The following is an 18,200-nucleotide window of genomic DNA, read 5'->3' on the forward strand; positions in this document are numbered from 1 at the left end:
TTTTAAATCGTAACGATTACGAATAATAAGAATTACAGGTTCATTGTTTGTTTTTTACGAAGCAAACCATAATAGTAAGGATTACTTATTTTTCTTTTTTATAAGAAATTCAAACGCACTATATAAATTAATGGAGGTTCAATTCAATGAAAAAACGGGTCATTCTCTTTTTCGGTTTATTCCTTCTTTTCCTTGCAGGCTGTCAATCCGCAGAGGACAGTCAGGATGGAGATCAGGAACAGCTTGAAATTTCTACTACTATTTTCGCATTAGAAGATTTTATTTCCAAAATCGGCGGCGATTATGTCGATGTAGAAAGCATCTACCCGCCAAATGCGGATGCACACACATACGAACCAAGCTCACGTGAGATGGTCGATTTAGCTAAGAAGGATTTATTTATTTATTCCGGTGTCGGCATGGAGCCTTTTGCTTCCAAAGCGGAGGATATTTTAGAAGGAGAAAATGTAGAGGTTTCTGCCATCGGTGAAGATATCCCTCTTCGCGGAGAAGCGGAGCACGCTCATGAGAATGAAGAAGAACATTACAACGAGGAAGAAGCAGAGGACAACGGCGACATTATCATTGACGGCATCAATGACCATTACCACAGCGGCGATACAGCTTCCATAGAAGCAGAAGCAAATGTCGATGAAGACATCGCGGGATGGAACTGGTATTTCCGCACAGAGGGTTCAGAGGAATGGGAATTGGATGAAGAAGCGGACGATGCTTCCTTTGAAACACAAATCAACGATACGTTAGAAGTAAAACTGGAGCTTGAAGATGCAGATGGAGAAGTAATTGCCGAATCAGGCGTCGTTGAATTATTGATCGATAATCATGACGGCGAAAGCGGTGTGGGTGATCCGCATGTTTTCCTTGACCCTGTCATCAGCATTCAATTAGCTGAAAATATTACCGATCTTCTTATCGAAAAAATGCCAGAACATGAAGCATATTTCACGGAGAACTTAGAAGAATTAGAAGGACAATTGGAACAGGTGGATCAGGAATTAGCACAAACGATTGAGAACGCAGACCATCCGCAAATGATTGTCTCCCATGCAGCATATGGCTATTGGGAAGATCGATACGGCTTAGAACAAATCAGCATCCATGGACTCTCCTCTTCGCAGGAGCCTTCTCAGTCTGCTTTGGTGGAAATAGTGGATACTGCCCGCGAATATGATTTAAAGTATGTTGTCTTTGAACGAAATATCAGCAGCAGAATTAGTGAAATTATCCAAGACGAAATTGGCGCTGACAGTGCTGTACTGAGCAATATGGAGACTATTACCGAAGAGGATATAGAAAACGGCGAAGATTACTTCAGTCTAATGGAAAAAAATATTGAAACGTTAAAAACCGTACTAAATGATTAAAAAGAAGCTTTCAGCCAGATATGATTTATCAGGTTGAAAGCTCCTTTTTTGTTCTATTATTCAGAAACCGGATAAGCATAGGCAACAAAACGATCCGGCGCACTGCCCACAAAGTGGAATGGATAACAGGTAGTGACAACTAATACCTCTTCCCCCATCTCACCGATGACAGAAGTGTCATCCTCAGGCACAATTTCCGTTTCTCTTAATTCATACGTATACTCACCATAAGGCATCTGCACCACAAATGTATCCCCTATCTCCAATTCACCAAAATCACGAAAAACCGTATCCCGATGCCCGGATAAGAGGATTTGCTCCCCCTGCCCAGGAAAAACGGAATTGGATAAGTGTCCGACTCCTTTTTGCAATGAATCTGGGTCTGTCCCCTCCACAATAGGCAACGTTTTTCCCAATTTAGGTATCTCTAATGTAGCAAATGCTTCGTCCTGGTCCGCATCGAACGCTTCTATTGATTTTTCTGTATCCTCCCCGCCTGCTTCACCCTGCTCATTGGCGCCTTGTTTGATTCTTTCCTCCGCCTGAATCAAAGACTGCTTTTGCGTTTGTTCGTGTCCTATAATTTGATAGCCAAAAACACCAATACAAATGACACCTGCTATTATAAAAAGGATTCCTATCCGTTTCATTGAAGCCGCTCCTTCATCAACCAAAATATGTATCTCCAACACTGAATCTATAACAATTATACTATACTTTCGCTTTTCTATCCAAACCTCGCCAGAAGTTATTTTTCACCGTTTTCATATGTTATAATTAATTTCTAAAATAGAAATAAAGAGGTGCGCAATGAATACCGGTCAACGAATCATTCAATTACGGTCGCAACGAAATTGGACACAAAAAGAGCTGGCTAAACAAGTAAATATGAACGTCAGTGTCATGAATCGGATCGAATCTGGCGAACGCCCAATTAAAGGAGAAGAATTAACCGCTATTGCCGATACATTGAAGGTTACTGCAGACTATTTATTAGGCAGAGCAGAAGAAGCTCCTTCTAGTGCAGCTGACCACGAGAATGAATTGGTCCAGCACATTCAAAAGATAAGTCCCGATGCCGAAGCGATGCTCCGTGATATGGCAGCTCTCACTCCCGAGGAAATGCAAGATGTGTATGATTATATGCTATTTAAAAAAAGCAGAAGAAAGGATTGAGAATCCTGTTTCTATCTGATTTGCCCCATGACGTTGGCACGATGATTTAAAATGCACCCAAGCTGTTGAACAGCTATTCTTTTAAACTTCTACCTGAAAGGGGTGATGTATTGCCAAAACCCGAATTCGCCTGCCCTCCGGCGAATGTACAGTTTCTTTGTAAAAGGTACAATGAAATACCTATACGATAGAGGGAAAAATACAATCATAAATGGAAACGCATTCAAAAAGTAGAAAGCGAGGATAATAATATGAGAAAACCAGTCGTTGGAATCAGCTATAAAACATATGTTAACACAATCGACAAAGCAACGGAATTAGTAAAAGCCTTAGCAGAAGTGGCCAAAAACGAAAACGAAGTAGAAAAATTCGCCTTCCCATCTTTAGGTGTCCTCTACCCAGCAGCACAAGCCTTAAAAGGGTCTGAAATTGCCTTTGGCGCACAAAATATTTCACCCTATGAAAATGGCGCTTATACCGGAGAGGTTTCAATTGAATCTATTATCGACATAGGCGCAACCTATGTGGAAATTGGCCATGCAGAAAGACAACGTATTTTCCACGAAACACTGGATATGATTCATTTGAAAACAAAACTTACGCTGGAAAAAGGACTGACCCCCGTTCTATGCATTGGTGAAGAGGAGTACTTAGAGAATAAATTGGAACGTAAACAGGCGTTGAAGGAACAAATCCTTACTTCCTTTGGTGAAGTCGACGTAAAACATATTGGAAGGACCATCTTAGCTTATGAGCCAGTCTGGGCAATCGGAAAGACAGAAGCAGCCGATGCAGCATATGTGCATCAGACACATGAACTGATCCGCGAAATTGTTAAAGAAGCATATTATGCAGAAACAGCGGAAGCCATCCGTATCATTTACGGCGGCTCGGTGAGCAAAGACAATGTCTATGAAATTACCGCCCATGACGATGTAGACGGGGTTTTCATCGGCCGATTCGGACATGACCCTGCAAATTACAAACAAATTCTTCATACAGTGAAACAAGTAAAAATAAAATAAAAGCAAATGAAATAAAATAATAATTGATATAAAAAATGATTGAAACCTTCAACGTCCTCTCGTATATCTAAAATATATACTTTGAATCAAAAGAATCTTTTTCTGTAGAATTGTACACAGTCGAAAAAGATGCTTCCATAAAGTACGCAATTTTATTTTCATTTTTTATCAAATTGATTAAAAACGAAAATAAAAGTTGATAAAAGAAAATTAGAAGTATATAATGAAAGTAGATTAAATATACGAGAGGAGTTTGCAGAATGAAAATTGGTATTGGTGCAGACCATAACGGATATGAATTAAAAGAAACGTTAAAGAAATTTATTGAAGAATCAACCGATCATGAAGTGGTGGACTTCGGAGCACATTCCTGCGATGCTGTGGACTATCCTGGGGTTTCCTTCAATGTAGCAGAAGCCATCAGCGAGAAGAAAATAGAACGCGGTGTGCTTATTTGCGGAACTGGTCTCGGCGTTGCAATTGCAGCTAATAAATACCCGGGAATCCGCGCAGCGACAGCGCATGACACGTACTCTGCAGAACGCGCTCAATTAAGTAATAACGCCCAAATCATCGCAATGGGAGCCCAAGTCATCGGACCAGAGTCCGCTAAAAAAGTAGTGGAAGCCTATCTGAATGTAGCATGGTCCGGCGGATCTCAACGCAAAGTAGATCAAATCACTGACAGAGAAAGCCAATTTCTTGATCAGAACTTCAAAGATGCAGCAAAAAGTTCTTGTTAATGTTTTCGATATTATCATAAGGAAAAGCACTGTACGTAAGAAAATTCTTGTACAGTGCTTTTCCTTAAAGTATATATAAACAAAAAATTACTCGCTTTACAGCGCCGAAATCACTTGAATATTATGATTCACAAGAATCCGCTCTGTATCCGAATCGATGGAATCATTGGTAATAAGTACATCTATCTGATCTGTACTTGCAAATGGCGCACTAGAAGTCACCCCAATTTTAGAATGATCAATAACAGCCACAATTTTCTGCGCTTTCTTCACCATATGTTGTTTTAATTCAACCTCATACAAATTAAAATCGGTCATTCCATTTTCTACAGAAAACCCATTGGCAGAAGTAAAAAGAATATCAATATTAAGCTTGTTTAATAACTCCACCCCTAATGTGCCTTCCATTGTCGTAGAACCCTTCGTCACCACACCGCCAATTAAAATAACCGTAATATTCGGGTTATCCTTTAACTCCAGCGCTGTTTGAATCCCGCTCGTTACTACTGTCAGCCGGATCATTTGTTCATTAAGATAACGTGCTAACTCAAGTGCTGTCGAACTGGCATCGAGCAAGATACATTGCTTTTCTTCAATGAACTGAAAAGCTTCCTTAGCAATCAATGATTTTTCTTTACGGTTTTGTTTTTCACGCACAGAAAAACTGGTATCATAATCAACCTCGCTCTGTTGATTTAACATTGCCCCGCCATGTGTACGAGTTAAAAGACCGTTTTTCTCCATTTTGTTTAAATCTGTACGCAAGGTTGCTTCAGACACACCGATTTGCTCCGACAATTCTTTCACGGTCAGCCGCTGCTTATCATGCAAGAGTTCCATTATCTTGTTTCTTCTTTCCGTAACAAACATTTTCATCATCCGTCATCCTCGCAAAAAAAAGTATCTATTCCTATTCCTGATTAGTCCATAGTTGTCTATGGTGTATTATACCATAAAATGAATGAATAAAATAATAAATGAAAGCGATTGATAATTTTACTTTAAATAATGAATTTTTTTATTAAAAGTTATGTATCCATGCTCCCTTAGCAGAAACAAAGGAAATGAAATATCCTCCATCTATCGGATTCGGTTTGCTCCCGATTCTTAATAGATGAGGATATTATGAGTTTGGCAGAACCAAAATTGGGTTCACCAAAAAATTAAATCTCTGCGGATTCTAAACAAATAAACGCTCCACTTGCGCCACAATATTATCAACACAGAATCCATATTCTTCGGTTAACTTATTTCCATTCCCAGAAGCCCCAAACGTATCTATACCAATCATTACTCCATCATTCCCAAGATAACGGTCCCAGCCAAATGAAGAGGCCATTTCAATAGCAACCCGCTTCTTCACGTTAGGCAACAAAACACTCTCTTTATACGATGCCGTTTGTGCTTCAAAACGATCCCAAGATGGCATACTTACGACAGAAGCATCTATATTTTTCTCCCGCAATACTTTTTGAGCCTCGACAGCCAGCTGAACTTCAGAACCGGTTGCCAAAAGAATAGCATCAGACTCACCTTGAGAAGAATCACTCACCACATAAGCACCTTTCTTCACGCCTTCATAAGCACTTTCCTTTGTTCCTGGTAAAGTCGGCAGATTCTGCCTCGATAATACAATAGCTGTGGGCTGATCCGTTGATTCCACAGCAAGTCTCCATGCTGCCTGCGTTTCATTTCCATCCGCAGGTCTGATAAGAGACAAACCAGGCATTGCACGGAAAGAAGCTAGATGCTCCACTGGTTCATGAGTCGGTCCGTCTTCCCCGACCGCAATAGAATCATGTGTCCAAACATAGGTGACTGGCAATTTCATTAAAGAAGACAATCTTACTGCCGGACGTAAATAATCACTGAATACAAAGAAGGTGCCGCCAAATACGTTTAATCCGCCATGAAGGGCCATTCCATTAAGCGCTGCCGCCATTGCAAATTCACGCACTCCAAACCAAATATTTTTCCCGGCGTAATCAGCCTTTGAAAAATCAGATACATCCTTTATCGTTGTTTTATTAGATCCCGCCAAATCCGCACTGCCACCGATGAAATTAGGTACATTCTTCGCGATGGCATTTAGCACTTCTCCAGACGAGGCTCGCGTTGCCAGAGAAGAACCAGCTTCATAGACCGGGAGATTTTTATCCCAATTAGCCGGTAATTCTCCTTTCATCACTGATTGCAATTGTTTCCCCTCTTCTGGATACTTATCAGCATAAGCTTCTACCAGTTCATTCCAATCACTTTCTGCCTTGGCACCTTTTTCTGCAACTTTATTTTTAAAATCGTCATATACTTCAACGGGGACGTGAAAAGCACCATATTCCCAGTTATAGTTTTGTTTCGTAAGTTTCGCTTCCTCTTCACCAAGAGGCGCTCCATGCGAAGAAGAAGATCCTGATTTATTGGGCGACCCATACCCAATTACCGTTTTCACTTCAATTAGTGTCGGCTGTTCCGTATTTTGTTTCGCTGCTTTCATTGCTTTTCTCAAAGCATCGACATCATTTCCATCTTCCACCCGAATGACTTCCCAGCCATAGCTTTGAAAACGCTCCTGCACATTCTCTGAAAAAGATCTATCTAAATCACCATCTAGTGAAATATCATTTGAATCATACAAGACAACTAATTTCCCTAAACCAAGATGACCGGCTAAGGAGGCAGTTTCATGAGAAATTCCTTCCATTAAATCTCCGTCACCCACAAGTGCAAAGGTATGATGATCGACTACATTAAAACCTTCCTTATTATAAGTAGCAGCCAGGTGCGTTTCCGCTATCGCCATTCCAACAGCTGTCGCAATTCCTTGTCCGAGCGGGCCAGTTGTGGTTTCTACCCCATCCGTATGATGCACTTCCGGATGCCCTGGGGTTTTAGATCCATATTGACGAAAATTTTTAATATCATTTAATGATACGTCATAGCCTGATAAATGCAGCAAACTGTACAAAAGCATCGAACCATGACCAGCCGAAAGGACAAAACGGTCACGGTTAAACCATTTTGAACTTTTCGGATGATGCCTCATAAATTCCGTCCATAGCGTGTAAGCCATTGGTGCTGCCCCCATCGGCAGACCGGGATGTCCTGAATTTGCTTTTTCAATGGCATCAATGGATAATGTTCGAATTGTATTAATAGATAATTGTTCTGTTGATACGTTTGTAGTACTTGTCATTTTAAATCACCTTCTCCTTACTTTATATAAGCTGCTGTTTTTAATCGCCTCAATAATATAGAGGCACTCCTTAGAAATGCCTCTATATTAACCTCGTATCTATTTATTTAATTGCTCTACCCATTCTCTCATGGATTTAAAGATGATCCATACACTTGTAGCACCAGCATCTTGATTACCAAGCGCTCTTTCCCCTAAAGATTTTGCTCTTCCAAATTTCGCAATATAATTCTTAGATTTCTCTACTCCATCAGCAGCATTTTCTTCTGCTTTTTTCAAAGCTTCTAATAGTGTTGCAGAGTCAGTTACACTCTCTTTCAACCCATTAACAGCCGGCTCCAGAGCGTCAATCATTGTTTTATCTCCTAAACTGGCTTTACCCCGCTGCTTAATCGCATCTAAGGATGCACTAAAAATTTCCGAAAGTACAGGTACATCTAATTCACTTTTAGAATCCAGATCTTTTACACCGCCAAGAAACATCGTGCCGAAAATAACGCCAGAAGCTCCTCCCATAGATTGCACCATGGACATACCCGTCTTTTTAAAAATATCATTAATCGTTGTAAATTCTTGATCTTTTAGATTTTCTTCCACTTTTTCAAAGCCTACTGACATACCAATTCCATGGTCGCCATCACCAATCGCGCTATCGACTTTGGTTAACAATGGCTTATTTTCTCTTATTTTTTCTCCTGCATAGAGAATCATTGCTTTTGTTTGCGCAGCATCCAATTTTTTTACGTCCGTTGCCGTCATTGTAAATCCCTCCAACTCCATTATTTCTTGTAGTATGGTGCATTTGCCGGGGCATCATAATATGCTTTTAATTCATCATCCAATTTCAGTAAAGAAATCGAAAATCCACCCATTTCCTGGGTTGTACAATAATTATTTACATCGATATCATGAATGCCAATTCCTTTTTCATCGAGAATTTGCGCTACTTTGCGATTAACAATAAATAATTCCATTAATGTTGTTGAACCAAGGCCATTGATTAAAACACTCACTTCATCACCCGATGTCAATTGACTTTCATCTAATAACTTTTCCATTAATTGATTGGTCAGTTCATCAGCCGGCATTAGTTTGGTCCGTTCCATCCCCGGCTCCCCGTGAATACCCATCCCTAACTCTATTTCATCATCAGCTAATGTAAACGTAGGTTCCCCAGAATCAGGAATGGTTCCAGGCGATAATGCTACCCCAATAGAGTAAGTATATTCATTCGCTTTTTGTGATACCGCTGTTACTTCTTCTAAAGAAAGACCTTTCTCAGCAGCTGCTCCTGCCACTTTAATAACGAAAATATCTCCCGCAATTCCACGGCGATCTTCTTTTCTTTCTAACGGTGCAGAAACCACATCGTCCGTCACTTTAACAGTGGTCGTCTGCACATCTTCAAATTCAAGGAGCTCTGCTGCCATATCAAAGTTAAGAACATCCCCTGCATAGTTCCCGTATATAAATAAAACCCCTTTGCCAGAGTCCACTGTTTTTGCTACCTCTTGAACCGTATTCGGCGTAGGAGCAGCAAAAACGTTTCCAATCGCAACTCCGTCAGCCAACCCATCCCCAACTACACCAAAGAAAAGAGGTTCATGACCGCTACCGCCACCAGTAACAACAGCTACTTTATCTTTTAATTCTTTTTTAACGATTCCATTTACTCCATCTATTTTTTGGAAGCTACCATGATGTGCGCGCATAATTCCTTCTAGCATTTCTTCAACTACATCACCTGGATTGTTAATGACTTTTTTCATGAGAGGAACCTCCTCGGTTATTTATGTATTGTTCTGTAGAGTTCTCTCCTTTCTCTTTAAAGGAGAGAACTCTACAAGTTATAATCGTTTTACTTATATCCGTTATTGATTAATTTCACACACAATTTTAATGATTCTTCCAGTGCGTTCGAATCCGCGATTCCCTTACCTGCAATATCAAATGCTGTCCCATGAGCTGGAGTTGTAATTACAATTGGCAGTCCTCCACTAATCGTAATTCCTTTGCTAAATCCTAATGTTTTCATTCCTATTTGAGCTTGGTCATGGTACATTGCGAGCAGAGTGTTAAATGATTCTTTTTCTAACCTAAGGAACATTGTATCTGCCGGGAATGGTCCATGAGCATCCACACCATTCTTTTTCGCTTCTTCAATTGCCGGGATGATAATATCATTTTCTTCATCACCTAATAATCCATTATCTCCTGCATGTGGATTCAGTCCAGCAATTGCTATTTTGGGTTTAATACCCGCTTTAGAAACAATCTCATTAGCAAAATAGATACTTTCTAGTACACTTTCTTTAGTAATATTTTCTGCGACTTCTTTTAAAGGAACATGAGATGTCACACGCGTAAACCATACATCATTCATTACATTCACTTCACTAAATCCTGATTCTAATTCAAATACAGAAGCTACTAAATGAATATCATCCTTAAATTCATACCCTCCCTGATACAGGGCACTTTTATTCATAGAACCATAAGTTAAACCGTCCAACTTTCCTTCTTTTGCCAAATTAAGCGCATATACTAAATTGTCTCCTGCAGCTTTTCCTGAAGCAGCAGATAAAGTACCATATTCGACATCATTAGGATCAGTAGATTTTACATCAATAAGCCATAAGCTGCCCTTCGCAGGATCAACATCGTCTATTGTATCTACCTTTTGATACTTCATTTCATTACCCGCTACCTCAGCACCTCTTTGAAAGATTCTTTCGTCTCCTATTAAAACCCATGTTGCTTGTTCTAAAATTTCTTCCTTTATCATTGCTCTCGCAACAATTTCCGGTCCTACCCCTGCCGCATCTCCATATAATAACCCAACTCGTGGTTTACTCATTTAAACTCCTCCTCAATAAATAATTTCACATTCTTTGATGATGATATTTCTCTTGCCTTTCATTTTAATGAGAGCAAATATAAATCATTAATTTTCTTTATCTATTAGGTTAGCCCTCTTGCTCTTGATTTTTTCTCTTTTTAAATAATCCGCTAATTAATGGGAAAAACAACATTAATGCTGAAATAATCAATAAAGTTAAGCTAATAGGTCTTGTGAAGAAAATAGAAAAGTCTCCGCTAGACATCTCAACAGCTCTTCTAAATTGACTTTCCGTTAACGGACCTAACACGACACCCAGAATAATTGTCGCCAAAGGAAAACGGTATTTTTCAAGGATAAAACCAATAATCCCAAACACAACCATAATCAAAATATCAACATAACTATTCCGGACTGTGTAAGTACCAATAACACAAAACACAACAATAAGCGGACCTAAAATAGAATAAGGAACATTAACTATTTTTTGAAATATTTTTATAAATGGTTTTGATACAATCAGCATAACTAAATTCGCAATCAGCAATGCTGCAAATATGGTATACATCAATTCTGGCTCCGTACTGAATAGTGTCGGGCCCGGCTGCATTCCATGAAGAACAAAAGCACCTAATAAAACTGCTGCAGTTGCGCCGCCCGGAATCCCCAATGATAATAACGGAACAAGCGTCCCCATTGCTGCAGCATTATTTGCTGTTTCCGATGCAGCAATCCCCTTTGGATTACCTTTACCATAAGAATCTTTTTCTTTTTCTTTAGACCACCTTACCGTTTCACTGTAACTAAGCATAGAGGCGGTAGTTGCACCTATCCCCGGTAAAATGCCGACAAATATACCAATAATAGTAGATCTGGCCATTGTACCTTTTATTTTTTTAAATATTTCTATTTCAAATAACTTTGTTTTAACATTTGATATTACCTCTTGCACAGCATGGCTCTCTGTCGTTTTTTTAAGGAATTCCGATAAAGCAAAAAGTCCAATAATTACCGGAATCAAATCAATTCCTGATAATAAAGCTGAAGATCCAAAAGTATAACGCAATGTTCCTGTCAACGGATCCATACCTATTGTACTAATCATTAACCCGATTAATACTCCTATCAACCCTTTTGCCAAAGCCTTTCCACTAAGCGAAGCTACTACCGTCAATCCCATTACTGCTAAAGCAAAATACTCTGGAGCTGAAAAAGAGAGGGCTACGTTCGCCAACGCTGGGGAAATTAGCATCAAACAGAGTGTACCAATAACTCCTCCTACAACGGAGCAGAAAATTGCTATCCCCAGAGCTCTTCCAGGCTGCCCTTTCTGCGCCATAGGATAGCCGTCAAACGTGGTTACTACCGCTTCTGGAGTTCCTGGTGTTCTAAGTAAAATAGCACTAATAGCACCTGAAAATGCAGTTATTGCATATATCCCAGTAAGTAAAATAAAAGCCGAATCTGGTTCAAATGAATAAGTAACCGGAACCATTATTACCACCAGCATTGTTCCACTAACCCCCGGAATAGCTCCGCCCAAATATCCAATAAATATTGCAGCAATTAGCATAATTAGGTTTATTGGGTCAGTGACTACATTTAATAGTCCCGATATTAAATAATCCAACATTGTGTTGCCCCCTTACAACTTAGTAAAAAAACAGGCTGAGTTCTCTAAAAACACCTATACCCCTTGGTAATGGGATTTGTAATAAAACAGAAAACAGAATAACAAAAACTACCATTGTTATAATTGAAAATAAAATAGCCGTTAATTGTTTTTTTGTACCAAGTAAAAGCGTAATGCCATATAAGAACAAAACGGTAGAGAAAATAAAACCAATTACATTCAGCAATAATACATAAATAATTACTACCAATAAAGAAACAACCGGAATGGACAAATGAAATATTTTCTTTACTGGTGCTGCTTCTTCTTTAGCTATTAATTCCTCTGACTTCATTACCTTTGCTTTAATTAATGTGCTAACAATCCCGTACAGTCCCAAAAAAATCATTAAAATCAGAAGAATATATGGCCATGTCGCTGGTCCAATAATAAAAGATTGATTTGTACTCTGGATTTGAGGAGTAGAAGCAAGAAAAAAAATAGCAAAGATCATGACAATACTATAGAAAATATAGTCTTTTTTTGCTTGATTCATTTTCGTCCCACCTTTATATCGTAATGCTTAAGAAAGGAGGGTTCTTCCCTCCCTTTCTCAATTAATTTCCTTGCAATTCATCAGCAACTTCTGTATATCGTTCAATTAACTCCTCTGTCCGCTGTGTAAACTCTTCTGAATCCATCCATCCTTCACGTAAGTGCAGATAATTTTCCTCTTCATACGCTTTATATTCTTCAGAATCATAGACTTCTTTCATAGCCTCTTCTAATACACTAATAATTTCAGGGTCAGCATCGCTTTTTATATAAAAACCACGCTCATTCCCATCTGTTAAGTCCCAACCATTCTCAACCGTTGTGGGTAAATCTGGAAATTCATCTAATCTCTCTTCTGAAAAAACTACAAGAGGTTCAACTGAACCATCATCATAAAGCGCTTTTGCCGGACCGAATTCTTCAACCATTGCATCTAAATGTCCTCCAATAACTCCAGCGTGCATATCACCTGCACCTTCCATCGCTATAAAACTCAAATCTACTTCTGCTTCTTGTCCTAGAAGAAATACTGTAAATTCATCCATCCCCATAGAACCTGTTCCACCTACAGTAATTTCACCTGGGTTGTCCTCTGCAGCTTGGATAAAATCTTCAATGCTGCTATATTTATCAGGGTCTACCCAAAGCGCATATGTATCACTTTGAAAACGGGCAATTGGGGTAAAATCATCTAACCCATGCTGATTCGTACCCGCAGCTACTGTAAGCGGGAAAGCAGCATCCCCCACTAAAGTATATCCGTCTGATGGAGCATTATAAGCATTCTGAGCCGCAACAACCCCAGCTCCTCCTTCTTGGTTAACAACATTAATATTTACTCCTAAAATATCTTCTAACTCCGAAGTCACAGCACGTGCAAATAAGTCTGTTCCTCCTCCTGCACCATGCCCTACTAAAACTTCAATGTTTCTTTCCGGATAATTATTTGCCGCATTACCCTCTTCACTGTTTCCCCCGCATCCTGCCAATAACATCATCACGGATAATAAAACAAGACCTATTTTAAACTTCATAATAATCCTCCCTCATCCTTTATAAATATTGAAAATCAACTAGCGTTAAATTAAAAACCTAAAAATATTACTGTAAAACGGAAATTAGTTATCCTGGTTAACACCATCTGTAATCGGTCTCAATTTTTCCTCAACATATTTCCCAACATTTAAAATCACCTGATTCGGGTCTTCCGCAGCCTCTTCTGTTTCCTCTTCAATCATTATCCACCCCTGGTAACCGCTATCTTTTAAAGTCTGTACGATATAAGGGAAATCAATATCTCCAGTGCCCATTTCCTTCCACTCAAAATTATTAGAACAATCTTTAAAATGTACATGTTTGATAATAGAAAGATTCTCTTTAATAATTTCTTCTGGGCGCATTCCTCCAGCTTTTATATGACCAGCATCAGGAGTATAACTCATATATGTTTTATCTAGCAGTTCAAACAAAACATCATAGTCTTGCTTTGTTCTGAAATAAGAAGTTTTTGGTGAAGCAGGATGAAAAGAAGCTTGTACTCCTTTTTCATATGCTCTTTTTCCTACGGCATTTGCACAAGCGATAATCTGCTTTTGACGCTTTAATAAATTATCTCTATTAGGACCGACACGAGACGGGAGATTCATAACTGCTCCAGGAAAATTTATCAGATAATCAATATAATAGTCCGCACGTTCCTTTTCTTTTTCTGTTTCTTCATCATTTTCCCAAGTAAAAGGTACTGTTAAAGCTGCTAAATATATACCTCTTTCATCTAATGCTCTTTTTAGTTTTTCAGGATTATTTTGATATCTTCCTAACATCGCAACCTGTACGTCTACCCCTTTAAATCCTGCATCCTTCACTGTGTTCATTACATTGTCTAAATAGTCTGTCTCTTTATCGTAATCTAGTTCCCAAGTTGATGTATGACAACCAAATTTAATACTCATTTGTAACCTCCCTATTTGTATAAAGGATAAAACTTTAAAAGTGACTTGAAATCGGTTTCAAAATCCTTAGATTAATATTATCATTTATTTTCGATTTGTCAATAATATTTTTGTTTTTTTGTGATAAATTTAGTTAATATTTTTTTTCGTTGTTGATTATGTTTGTAATTATTAATTATATCATTTTCATTTTGATTATTTTCCCAATTAAACCAACGAAAAGACCTATCTTATTTAAATTTCTCTTTTTTAACAAGTTCAATTACTTAATTCTTGCTATCTTATATAACTTAGATGCAGCGTTTGAGCATACTTATTGAAGCTACTCTGATTAATTACAATAGGTGTCAGAAATTACGAAATCATCAGGTTTTCAATATGAATGATTAAATACTATCTTTAACTCTAAAAGAGTCATCGTTTATTAGCCTTTAAAACATTATGTTAAACGAAAACATTTGAAAAAAATCAAAAACAGGAAATTCATAAATAGAATTAAGAGATGTTGAAAAATCTACTTAGAAACATTTACAACATTGAAGGCAAAACAGAACAATAATGGAAAGGTTTTATTTAACAACCACCGAGGAAAACATTTTGAGGGTTTCATTGTCTTATGGAGAAATCTATTACTTACGCACATAAAAAAGGGGTGTCAGTATATGTAGTTACCTAACTGAATACCCCTCATAGTTTATTCTTTATCAACAAGATAAAGTGAAATACTCTCTAATAGATCATCGCAGCTATCTGCATGAACTCTTAATTTTAAAGGTTCTGTCAAATCCAGGCTGAATATCCCCATAATGGATTTTGCACTTAATATATATGTGTCAGAAATAACCTCTGCCTTGTATTCAAACCCAGATACTCTTTCTACAAAATCTTTAACGTCATTAATTTTATCTAATTTAACATAACGCTCAACCATCAAACTCCTCCTCCAATACTTTTCTTTATCATCTAGCTCTTCTATAATAGATTATAATGCATTTATTCTATCAAGATATATACTATTTATTTTCTCATTCATCCCGTATTTTGTAAACTTTTTTCAAACCTATTGTATCTATCTGCATAGATAATAATTAAGTAAGTCAAGATAATTACTGCATTTAAGGAGGCGTTCCTTTGAACCATGGTCTAATTCATCATATTGAAATTTATGTTACTAATTTAAATAAAACGATTCATTTTTGGGACTGGTTTTTAAGCGAGCTGGGATATACACCTTTTCAAAATTGGGACGGCGGGCAAAGCTGGAAACTGGGAGAAACGTATCTCGTTTTTGTACAAGCGGAAGAAAGATTTCTGGATATTCCTTATCATCGATGCCGAGTTGGCTTAAATCACTTAGCCTTCCATGCAGATTCCCGGAGATTTGTAGATGACATGACGAAAAGGCTCCAGCAAAGAGGGGTATCTATTCTTTATGCTGACCAACATCCATTTGCGGGCGGAGACAATCATTATGCCGTTTATTTTGAAGATCCGGATAGAATAAAAGTAGAGCTGGTTGCACCTTAATATCAGCTATTTGTTGTACAACGGATGTAGTATAGTTTAATGCCTATATAAAAAAGCAAATCCTATTTTCAATGGATTTGCTTTTTTATATAGGCATTTTCAATTTTGAAAAAGGTAGAGAATTTAAAATGGATTACACATGTTTTATTTACTCTTTTCCTCTATCGGATGCTAGCCTGAGGGAAGAAGACTCATTAGCTACATAATGCTTTTATTTCTACTTTTTGAGCTTTTTAAATTCAATTATTAACTATATTAAATTTAATTTTTTCTAACATCATATGTTGTTTAAACTACTTTGATTTCCTATGATCTAAGCGTTCCAAACTAAGACTGTACTCTTGAAAATTATTTGCTAAATTCCTACCACCCTATACTTCCAATACATAAACTTCTAACTAAAATTCGAAAGCAACATGTAATACAGAGATAGACGCAGTAAAAGGCTGCTCTTTTACAGAAACCTATGTTTAATCCGCTTTTAACAACTTATTTATGCAGAAACAACTATTTTTAGCGTTTGAATTAAAAACCTAATAAGTATAGCATTGATTCTGCCGGCTCATAACAAACTCTGTGTATTATAAAGTAATTGGTAACGTTATTAGAAAAGCAGTACATAAAATTGGAGGGTATTTTTACATATGATGAAATTTAAGAAATTCACTTGGAAAAGTCTCGGTATAATTACTGGTTTATCTTTATCACTCATTGTTGCAGGCTGCAATTCCAATGATGGGGACGTACACGCTGAAGCAAATATTAGTGACGAACTGGATTATACAATCACTGGAACAGAACCTGGTGCCGGGCAAACTCTAAAAAATGAAGAAGTTTTAGATTCCTACAATAATCTTGCTGGTTGGGAGCAGGAGCTGTCTTCCGCAGGAGCAATGTTAACGCAATTAAGTGATGCTATTGAAAATGAAGAACCAATCGTTTTCAGTGCTTGGTCTCCTCACTATAAGTTTGCTCAGTGGGATTTAAAATACTTAGATGATCCACAGGGAATCCATGGAGATGAAGAACAAATCACAACGATAGTCAGAGAGGGCCTGAAGGATGAAATGCCTGAAGCTTATACAATTCTTGATCGTATCGAGTTAGAGCTTCCAGACGTAGAAGAAGCGCTATTAGAAGCTCAAGAAAAGGATTTTGAAACAGTAGCGCAGGACTGGGCAGATGCTAATCAGGAAATTGTTACAGAGTGGACAGATGGCGTAGATTCTGTAGATGGCACTTCCATTGAGTTGGCTCTTTTACCCTGGGATGATGCTATTTTCACAGCAAATATTGCTAAAATTGCATTAGAACAACAAGGGTTTCAGGTAACATTGACACAGGTTGACCCAGCTATTATGTTTGAATCCATCGCTACCGGAAGTGCTGATGCATCCTTAGCTGTATGGATGCCCGTGACACATGCCGAATTATATGAGCAATACGAAAGCGATTTTGATGATTTGGGACCAAACTTAGATGGTGCTAAGACTGGTTTGGCAGTACCAGCTTATATGGATATTGATTCACTTGAGGATTTAGAACCAAAGGATTAATTCTTAGCTCTAATCATTGTTATATAATTAAAAGGTTTCCATTCAATAAATATATCTATTGAATGGAAACCTTTTTTAAGTCTGATATCCACACATCTACATGAGAATCTTTTATTCCTAATAACTCTGTGATAAAATGATGATGCACTCTTTTCCTCTCCCATTCCTTTTGTCTCGACAACTCAAGGGTATCAGAGAGAGGAAAAGGAGTGTATTTTTTTGCCTTCTTTCCATCTGACGATGGAACGGAGGACACCACCACATTCAGTATAGAGCCTTATAAACACAAAAAAACGCCCTACCCTTTATAGGATAAGCGTTTAACACTAAGCTTCCAAGCGGACTCGAACCGCTGACCCCCACCTTACCATGGTGGTGCTCTACCAGCTGAGCTATGGAAGCAAAAGGCTCCACAGGTAGGATTCGAACCTACGACCGATCGGTTAACAGCCGATTGCTCTACCACTGAGCTACTGTGGAATATAAATTAAATATGTAAAAAAATAAGCCTGGCGGCGTCCTACTCTCGCAGGGGGAAGCCCCCAACTACCATCGGCGCTGAAGAACTTAACTTCTGTGTTCGGCATGAGAACAGGTGTGACCTCTTCGCTATCGCTACCAGACTTACTTAATATAG

General features: G+C 38.2%; 17 protein-coding genes, 2 tRNA genes and 1 rRNA gene. 6 read left to right on the forward strand and 14 right to left on the reverse strand.

Going from position 1 to position 18,200, the window contains the following annotated elements; all coding sequences use genetic code 11:
* Positions 1 to 146 precede the first annotated feature (146 nt).
* Entirely contained in the window at positions 147 to 1,385 is a 1,239-nt protein-coding gene (locus tag ACZSMY_RS21870; protein ID WP_368901928.1) for a metal ABC transporter solute-binding protein, Zn/Mn family, read from the forward strand.
* Positions 1,386 to 1,441: 56 nt separating this feature from the next.
* Here ACZSMY_RS21870 and ACZSMY_RS21875 read toward each other — a convergent pair whose 3' ends face one another.
* A complete protein-coding gene (locus ACZSMY_RS21875) occupies positions 1,442 to 2,035 on the reverse strand; it encodes a class D sortase (RefSeq protein ID WP_465148290.1) in 594 nt (197 codons plus the stop codon).
* Positions 2,036 to 2,195: 160 nt separating this feature from the next.
* On the opposite strand from ACZSMY_RS21875, the gene ACZSMY_RS21880 reads away from it, so the two are divergent.
* The 3 genes from ACZSMY_RS21880 (at position 2,196) to ACZSMY_RS21890 (ending at position 4,329) form a co-directional block, all read left to right on the forward strand.
* Positions 2,196 to 2,561, forward strand: coding sequence for a helix-turn-helix domain-containing protein (locus ACZSMY_RS21880; RefSeq protein ID WP_193065333.1), 366 nt, complete (start codon positions 2,196 to 2,198; stop codon positions 2,559 to 2,561).
* 251 nt (positions 2,562 to 2,812) lie between these two features.
* Positions 2,813 to 3,586 carry a triose-phosphate isomerase gene (gene tpiA, locus ACZSMY_RS21885; RefSeq protein ID WP_368901929.1) on the forward strand — a complete coding sequence of 258 codons (774 nt, stop codon included), beginning with the start codon at positions 2,813 to 2,815 and terminating at the stop codon, positions 3,584 to 3,586.
* Between the two features lie 260 nt (positions 3,587 to 3,846).
* Positions 3,847 to 4,329, forward strand: a complete 483-nt coding sequence (locus ACZSMY_RS21890) for an RpiB/LacA/LacB family sugar-phosphate isomerase (RefSeq protein WP_368901930.1) — start codon at positions 3,847 to 3,849, stop codon at positions 4,327 to 4,329.
* A gap of 96 nt (positions 4,330 to 4,425) precedes the next feature.
* Here ACZSMY_RS21890 and ACZSMY_RS21895 read toward each other — a convergent pair whose 3' ends face one another.
* The 10 genes from ACZSMY_RS21895 to ACZSMY_RS21940 form a co-directional block, all read right to left on the reverse strand.
* Entirely contained in the window at positions 4,426 to 5,208 is a 783-nt protein-coding gene (locus ACZSMY_RS21895; protein ID WP_319022584.1) for a DeoR/GlpR family DNA-binding transcription regulator, read from the reverse strand.
* Positions 5,209 to 5,509: 301 nt separating this feature from the next.
* Positions 5,510 to 7,522, reverse strand: coding sequence for a transketolase (tkt, locus tag ACZSMY_RS21900; protein ID WP_368901931.1), 2,013 nt, complete (start codon positions 7,520 to 7,522; stop codon positions 5,510 to 5,512).
* A 99-nt stretch (positions 7,523 to 7,621) separates the two neighbouring features.
* Positions 7,622 to 8,281, reverse strand: coding sequence for a dihydroxyacetone kinase subunit DhaL (dhaL, locus tag ACZSMY_RS21905; RefSeq protein ID WP_042531021.1), 660 nt, complete (start codon positions 8,279 to 8,281; stop codon positions 7,622 to 7,624).
* 20 nt (positions 8,282 to 8,301) lie between these two features.
* Positions 8,302 to 9,291, reverse strand: a complete 990-nt coding sequence (locus ACZSMY_RS21910; RefSeq protein WP_193065328.1) for a dihydroxyacetone kinase subunit DhaK — start codon at positions 9,289 to 9,291, stop codon at positions 8,302 to 8,304.
* 89 nt (positions 9,292 to 9,380) lie between these two features.
* Entirely contained in the window at positions 9,381 to 10,379 is a 999-nt protein-coding gene (locus ACZSMY_RS21915; protein WP_193065327.1) for a PdxA family dehydrogenase, read from the reverse strand.
* A gap of 109 nt (positions 10,380 to 10,488) precedes the next feature.
* Entirely contained in the window at positions 10,489 to 11,994 is a 1,506-nt protein-coding gene (locus ACZSMY_RS21920) for a tripartite tricarboxylate transporter permease (RefSeq protein ID WP_042531015.1), read from the reverse strand.
* Positions 11,995 to 12,013: 19 nt separating this feature from the next.
* Positions 12,014 to 12,529 carry a tripartite tricarboxylate transporter TctB family protein gene (locus ACZSMY_RS21925; protein WP_052484944.1) on the reverse strand — a complete coding sequence of 172 codons (516 nt, stop codon included), beginning with the start codon at positions 12,527 to 12,529 and terminating at the stop codon, positions 12,014 to 12,016.
* A gap of 61 nt (positions 12,530 to 12,590) precedes the next feature.
* Entirely contained in the window at positions 12,591 to 13,562 is a 972-nt protein-coding gene (locus ACZSMY_RS21930) for a tripartite tricarboxylate transporter substrate binding protein (RefSeq protein WP_042531013.1), read from the reverse strand.
* Positions 13,563 to 13,646: 84 nt separating this feature from the next.
* The gene (locus ACZSMY_RS21935; RefSeq protein WP_052484943.1) at positions 13,647 to 14,480 is read right to left on the reverse strand and encodes a sugar phosphate isomerase/epimerase family protein; all 834 of its coding nucleotides are present in this window, start codon (positions 14,478 to 14,480) and stop codon (positions 13,647 to 13,649) included.
* A gap of 694 nt (positions 14,481 to 15,174) precedes the next feature.
* On the reverse strand, positions 15,175 to 15,411 hold the full coding sequence (locus ACZSMY_RS21940) for a hypothetical protein (RefSeq protein WP_042531011.1): 237 nt from the start codon (positions 15,409 to 15,411) through the stop codon (positions 15,175 to 15,177).
* 200 nt (positions 15,412 to 15,611) lie between these two features.
* On the opposite strand from ACZSMY_RS21940, the gene ACZSMY_RS21945 reads away from it, so the two are divergent.
* Both ACZSMY_RS21945 and ACZSMY_RS21950 read left to right on the forward strand, forming a co-directional pair.
* Positions 15,612 to 16,007, forward strand: coding sequence for a VOC family protein (locus ACZSMY_RS21945; RefSeq protein WP_042531008.1), 396 nt, complete (start codon positions 15,612 to 15,614; stop codon positions 16,005 to 16,007).
* Positions 16,008 to 16,651: 644 nt separating this feature from the next.
* The gene (locus ACZSMY_RS21950) at positions 16,652 to 17,563 is read left to right on the forward strand and encodes a glycine betaine ABC transporter substrate-binding protein (RefSeq protein WP_465148291.1); all 912 of its coding nucleotides are present in this window, start codon (positions 16,652 to 16,654) and stop codon (positions 17,561 to 17,563) included.
* 329 nt (positions 17,564 to 17,892) lie between these two features.
* Here the strand turns inward: ACZSMY_RS21950 and ACZSMY_RS21955 are convergent.
* The 3 genes from ACZSMY_RS21955 to rrf all read right to left on the reverse strand — a co-directional run bounded on the left by ACZSMY_RS21955 (position 17,893) and on the right by rrf (position 18,186).
* A tRNA-Thr gene (locus ACZSMY_RS21955) sits at positions 17,893 to 17,965 on the reverse strand.
* A gap of 6 nt (positions 17,966 to 17,971) precedes the next feature.
* A tRNA-Asn gene (locus ACZSMY_RS21960) sits at positions 17,972 to 18,043 on the reverse strand.
* 27 nt (positions 18,044 to 18,070) lie between these two features.
* A 5S ribosomal RNA gene (rrf, locus tag ACZSMY_RS21965) occupies positions 18,071 to 18,186 on the reverse strand.
* Positions 18,187 to 18,200 lie beyond the last annotated feature (14 nt).

It is taken from the genome of Oceanobacillus sp. B139/18, assembly GCF_055524595.1.

What these genes read in the sequence shown, in the direction of transcription:
- ACZSMY_RS21870 (WP_368901928.1), top strand. Translation starts at nt 147, where the DNA reads ATGAAAAAACGGGTCATTCTCTTTTTCGGTTTATTCCTTCTTTTCCTT.
- ACZSMY_RS21875 (WP_465148290.1), bottom strand. Translation starts at nt 2,035, where the DNA reads ATGAAACGGATAGGAATCCTTTTTATAATAGCAGGTGTCATTTGTATT.
- ACZSMY_RS21880 (WP_193065333.1), top strand. Translation starts at nt 2,196, where the DNA reads ATGAATACCGGTCAACGAATCATTCAATTACGGTCGCAACGAAATTGG.
- tpiA (WP_368901929.1), top strand. Translation starts at nt 2,813, where the DNA reads ATGAGAAAACCAGTCGTTGGAATCAGCTATAAAACATATGTTAACACA.
- ACZSMY_RS21890 (WP_368901930.1), top strand. Translation starts at nt 3,847, where the DNA reads ATGAAAATTGGTATTGGTGCAGACCATAACGGATATGAATTAAAAGAA.
- ACZSMY_RS21895 (WP_319022584.1), bottom strand. Translation starts at nt 5,208, where the DNA reads ATGATGAAAATGTTTGTTACGGAAAGAAGAAACAAGATAATGGAACTC.
- tkt (WP_368901931.1), bottom strand. Translation starts at nt 7,522, where the DNA reads ATGACAAGTACTACAAACGTATCAACAGAACAATTATCTATTAATACA.
- dhaL (WP_042531021.1), bottom strand. Translation starts at nt 8,281, where the DNA reads ATGACGGCAACGGACGTAAAAAAATTGGATGCTGCGCAAACAAAAGCA.
- ACZSMY_RS21910 (WP_193065328.1), bottom strand. Translation starts at nt 9,291, where the DNA reads ATGAAAAAAGTCATTAACAATCCAGGTGATGTAGTTGAAGAAATGCTA.
- ACZSMY_RS21915 (WP_193065327.1), bottom strand. Translation starts at nt 10,379, where the DNA reads ATGAGTAAACCACGAGTTGGGTTATTATATGGAGATGCGGCAGGGGTA.
- ACZSMY_RS21920 (WP_042531015.1), bottom strand. Translation starts at nt 11,994, where the DNA reads ATGTTGGATTATTTAATATCGGGACTATTAAATGTAGTCACTGACCCA.
- ACZSMY_RS21925 (WP_052484944.1), bottom strand. Translation starts at nt 12,529, where the DNA reads ATGAATCAAGCAAAAAAAGACTATATTTTCTATAGTATTGTCATGATC.
- ACZSMY_RS21930 (WP_042531013.1), bottom strand. Translation starts at nt 13,562, where the DNA reads ATGAAGTTTAAAATAGGTCTTGTTTTATTATCCGTGATGATGTTATTG.
- ACZSMY_RS21935 (WP_052484943.1), bottom strand. Translation starts at nt 14,480, where the DNA reads ATGAGTATTAAATTTGGTTGTCATACATCAACTTGGGAACTAGATTAC.
- ACZSMY_RS21940 (WP_042531011.1), bottom strand. Translation starts at nt 15,411, where the DNA reads ATGGTTGAGCGTTATGTTAAATTAGATAAAATTAATGACGTTAAAGAT.
- ACZSMY_RS21950 (WP_465148291.1), top strand. Translation starts at nt 16,652, where the DNA reads ATGATGAAATTTAAGAAATTCACTTGGAAAAGTCTCGGTATAATTACT.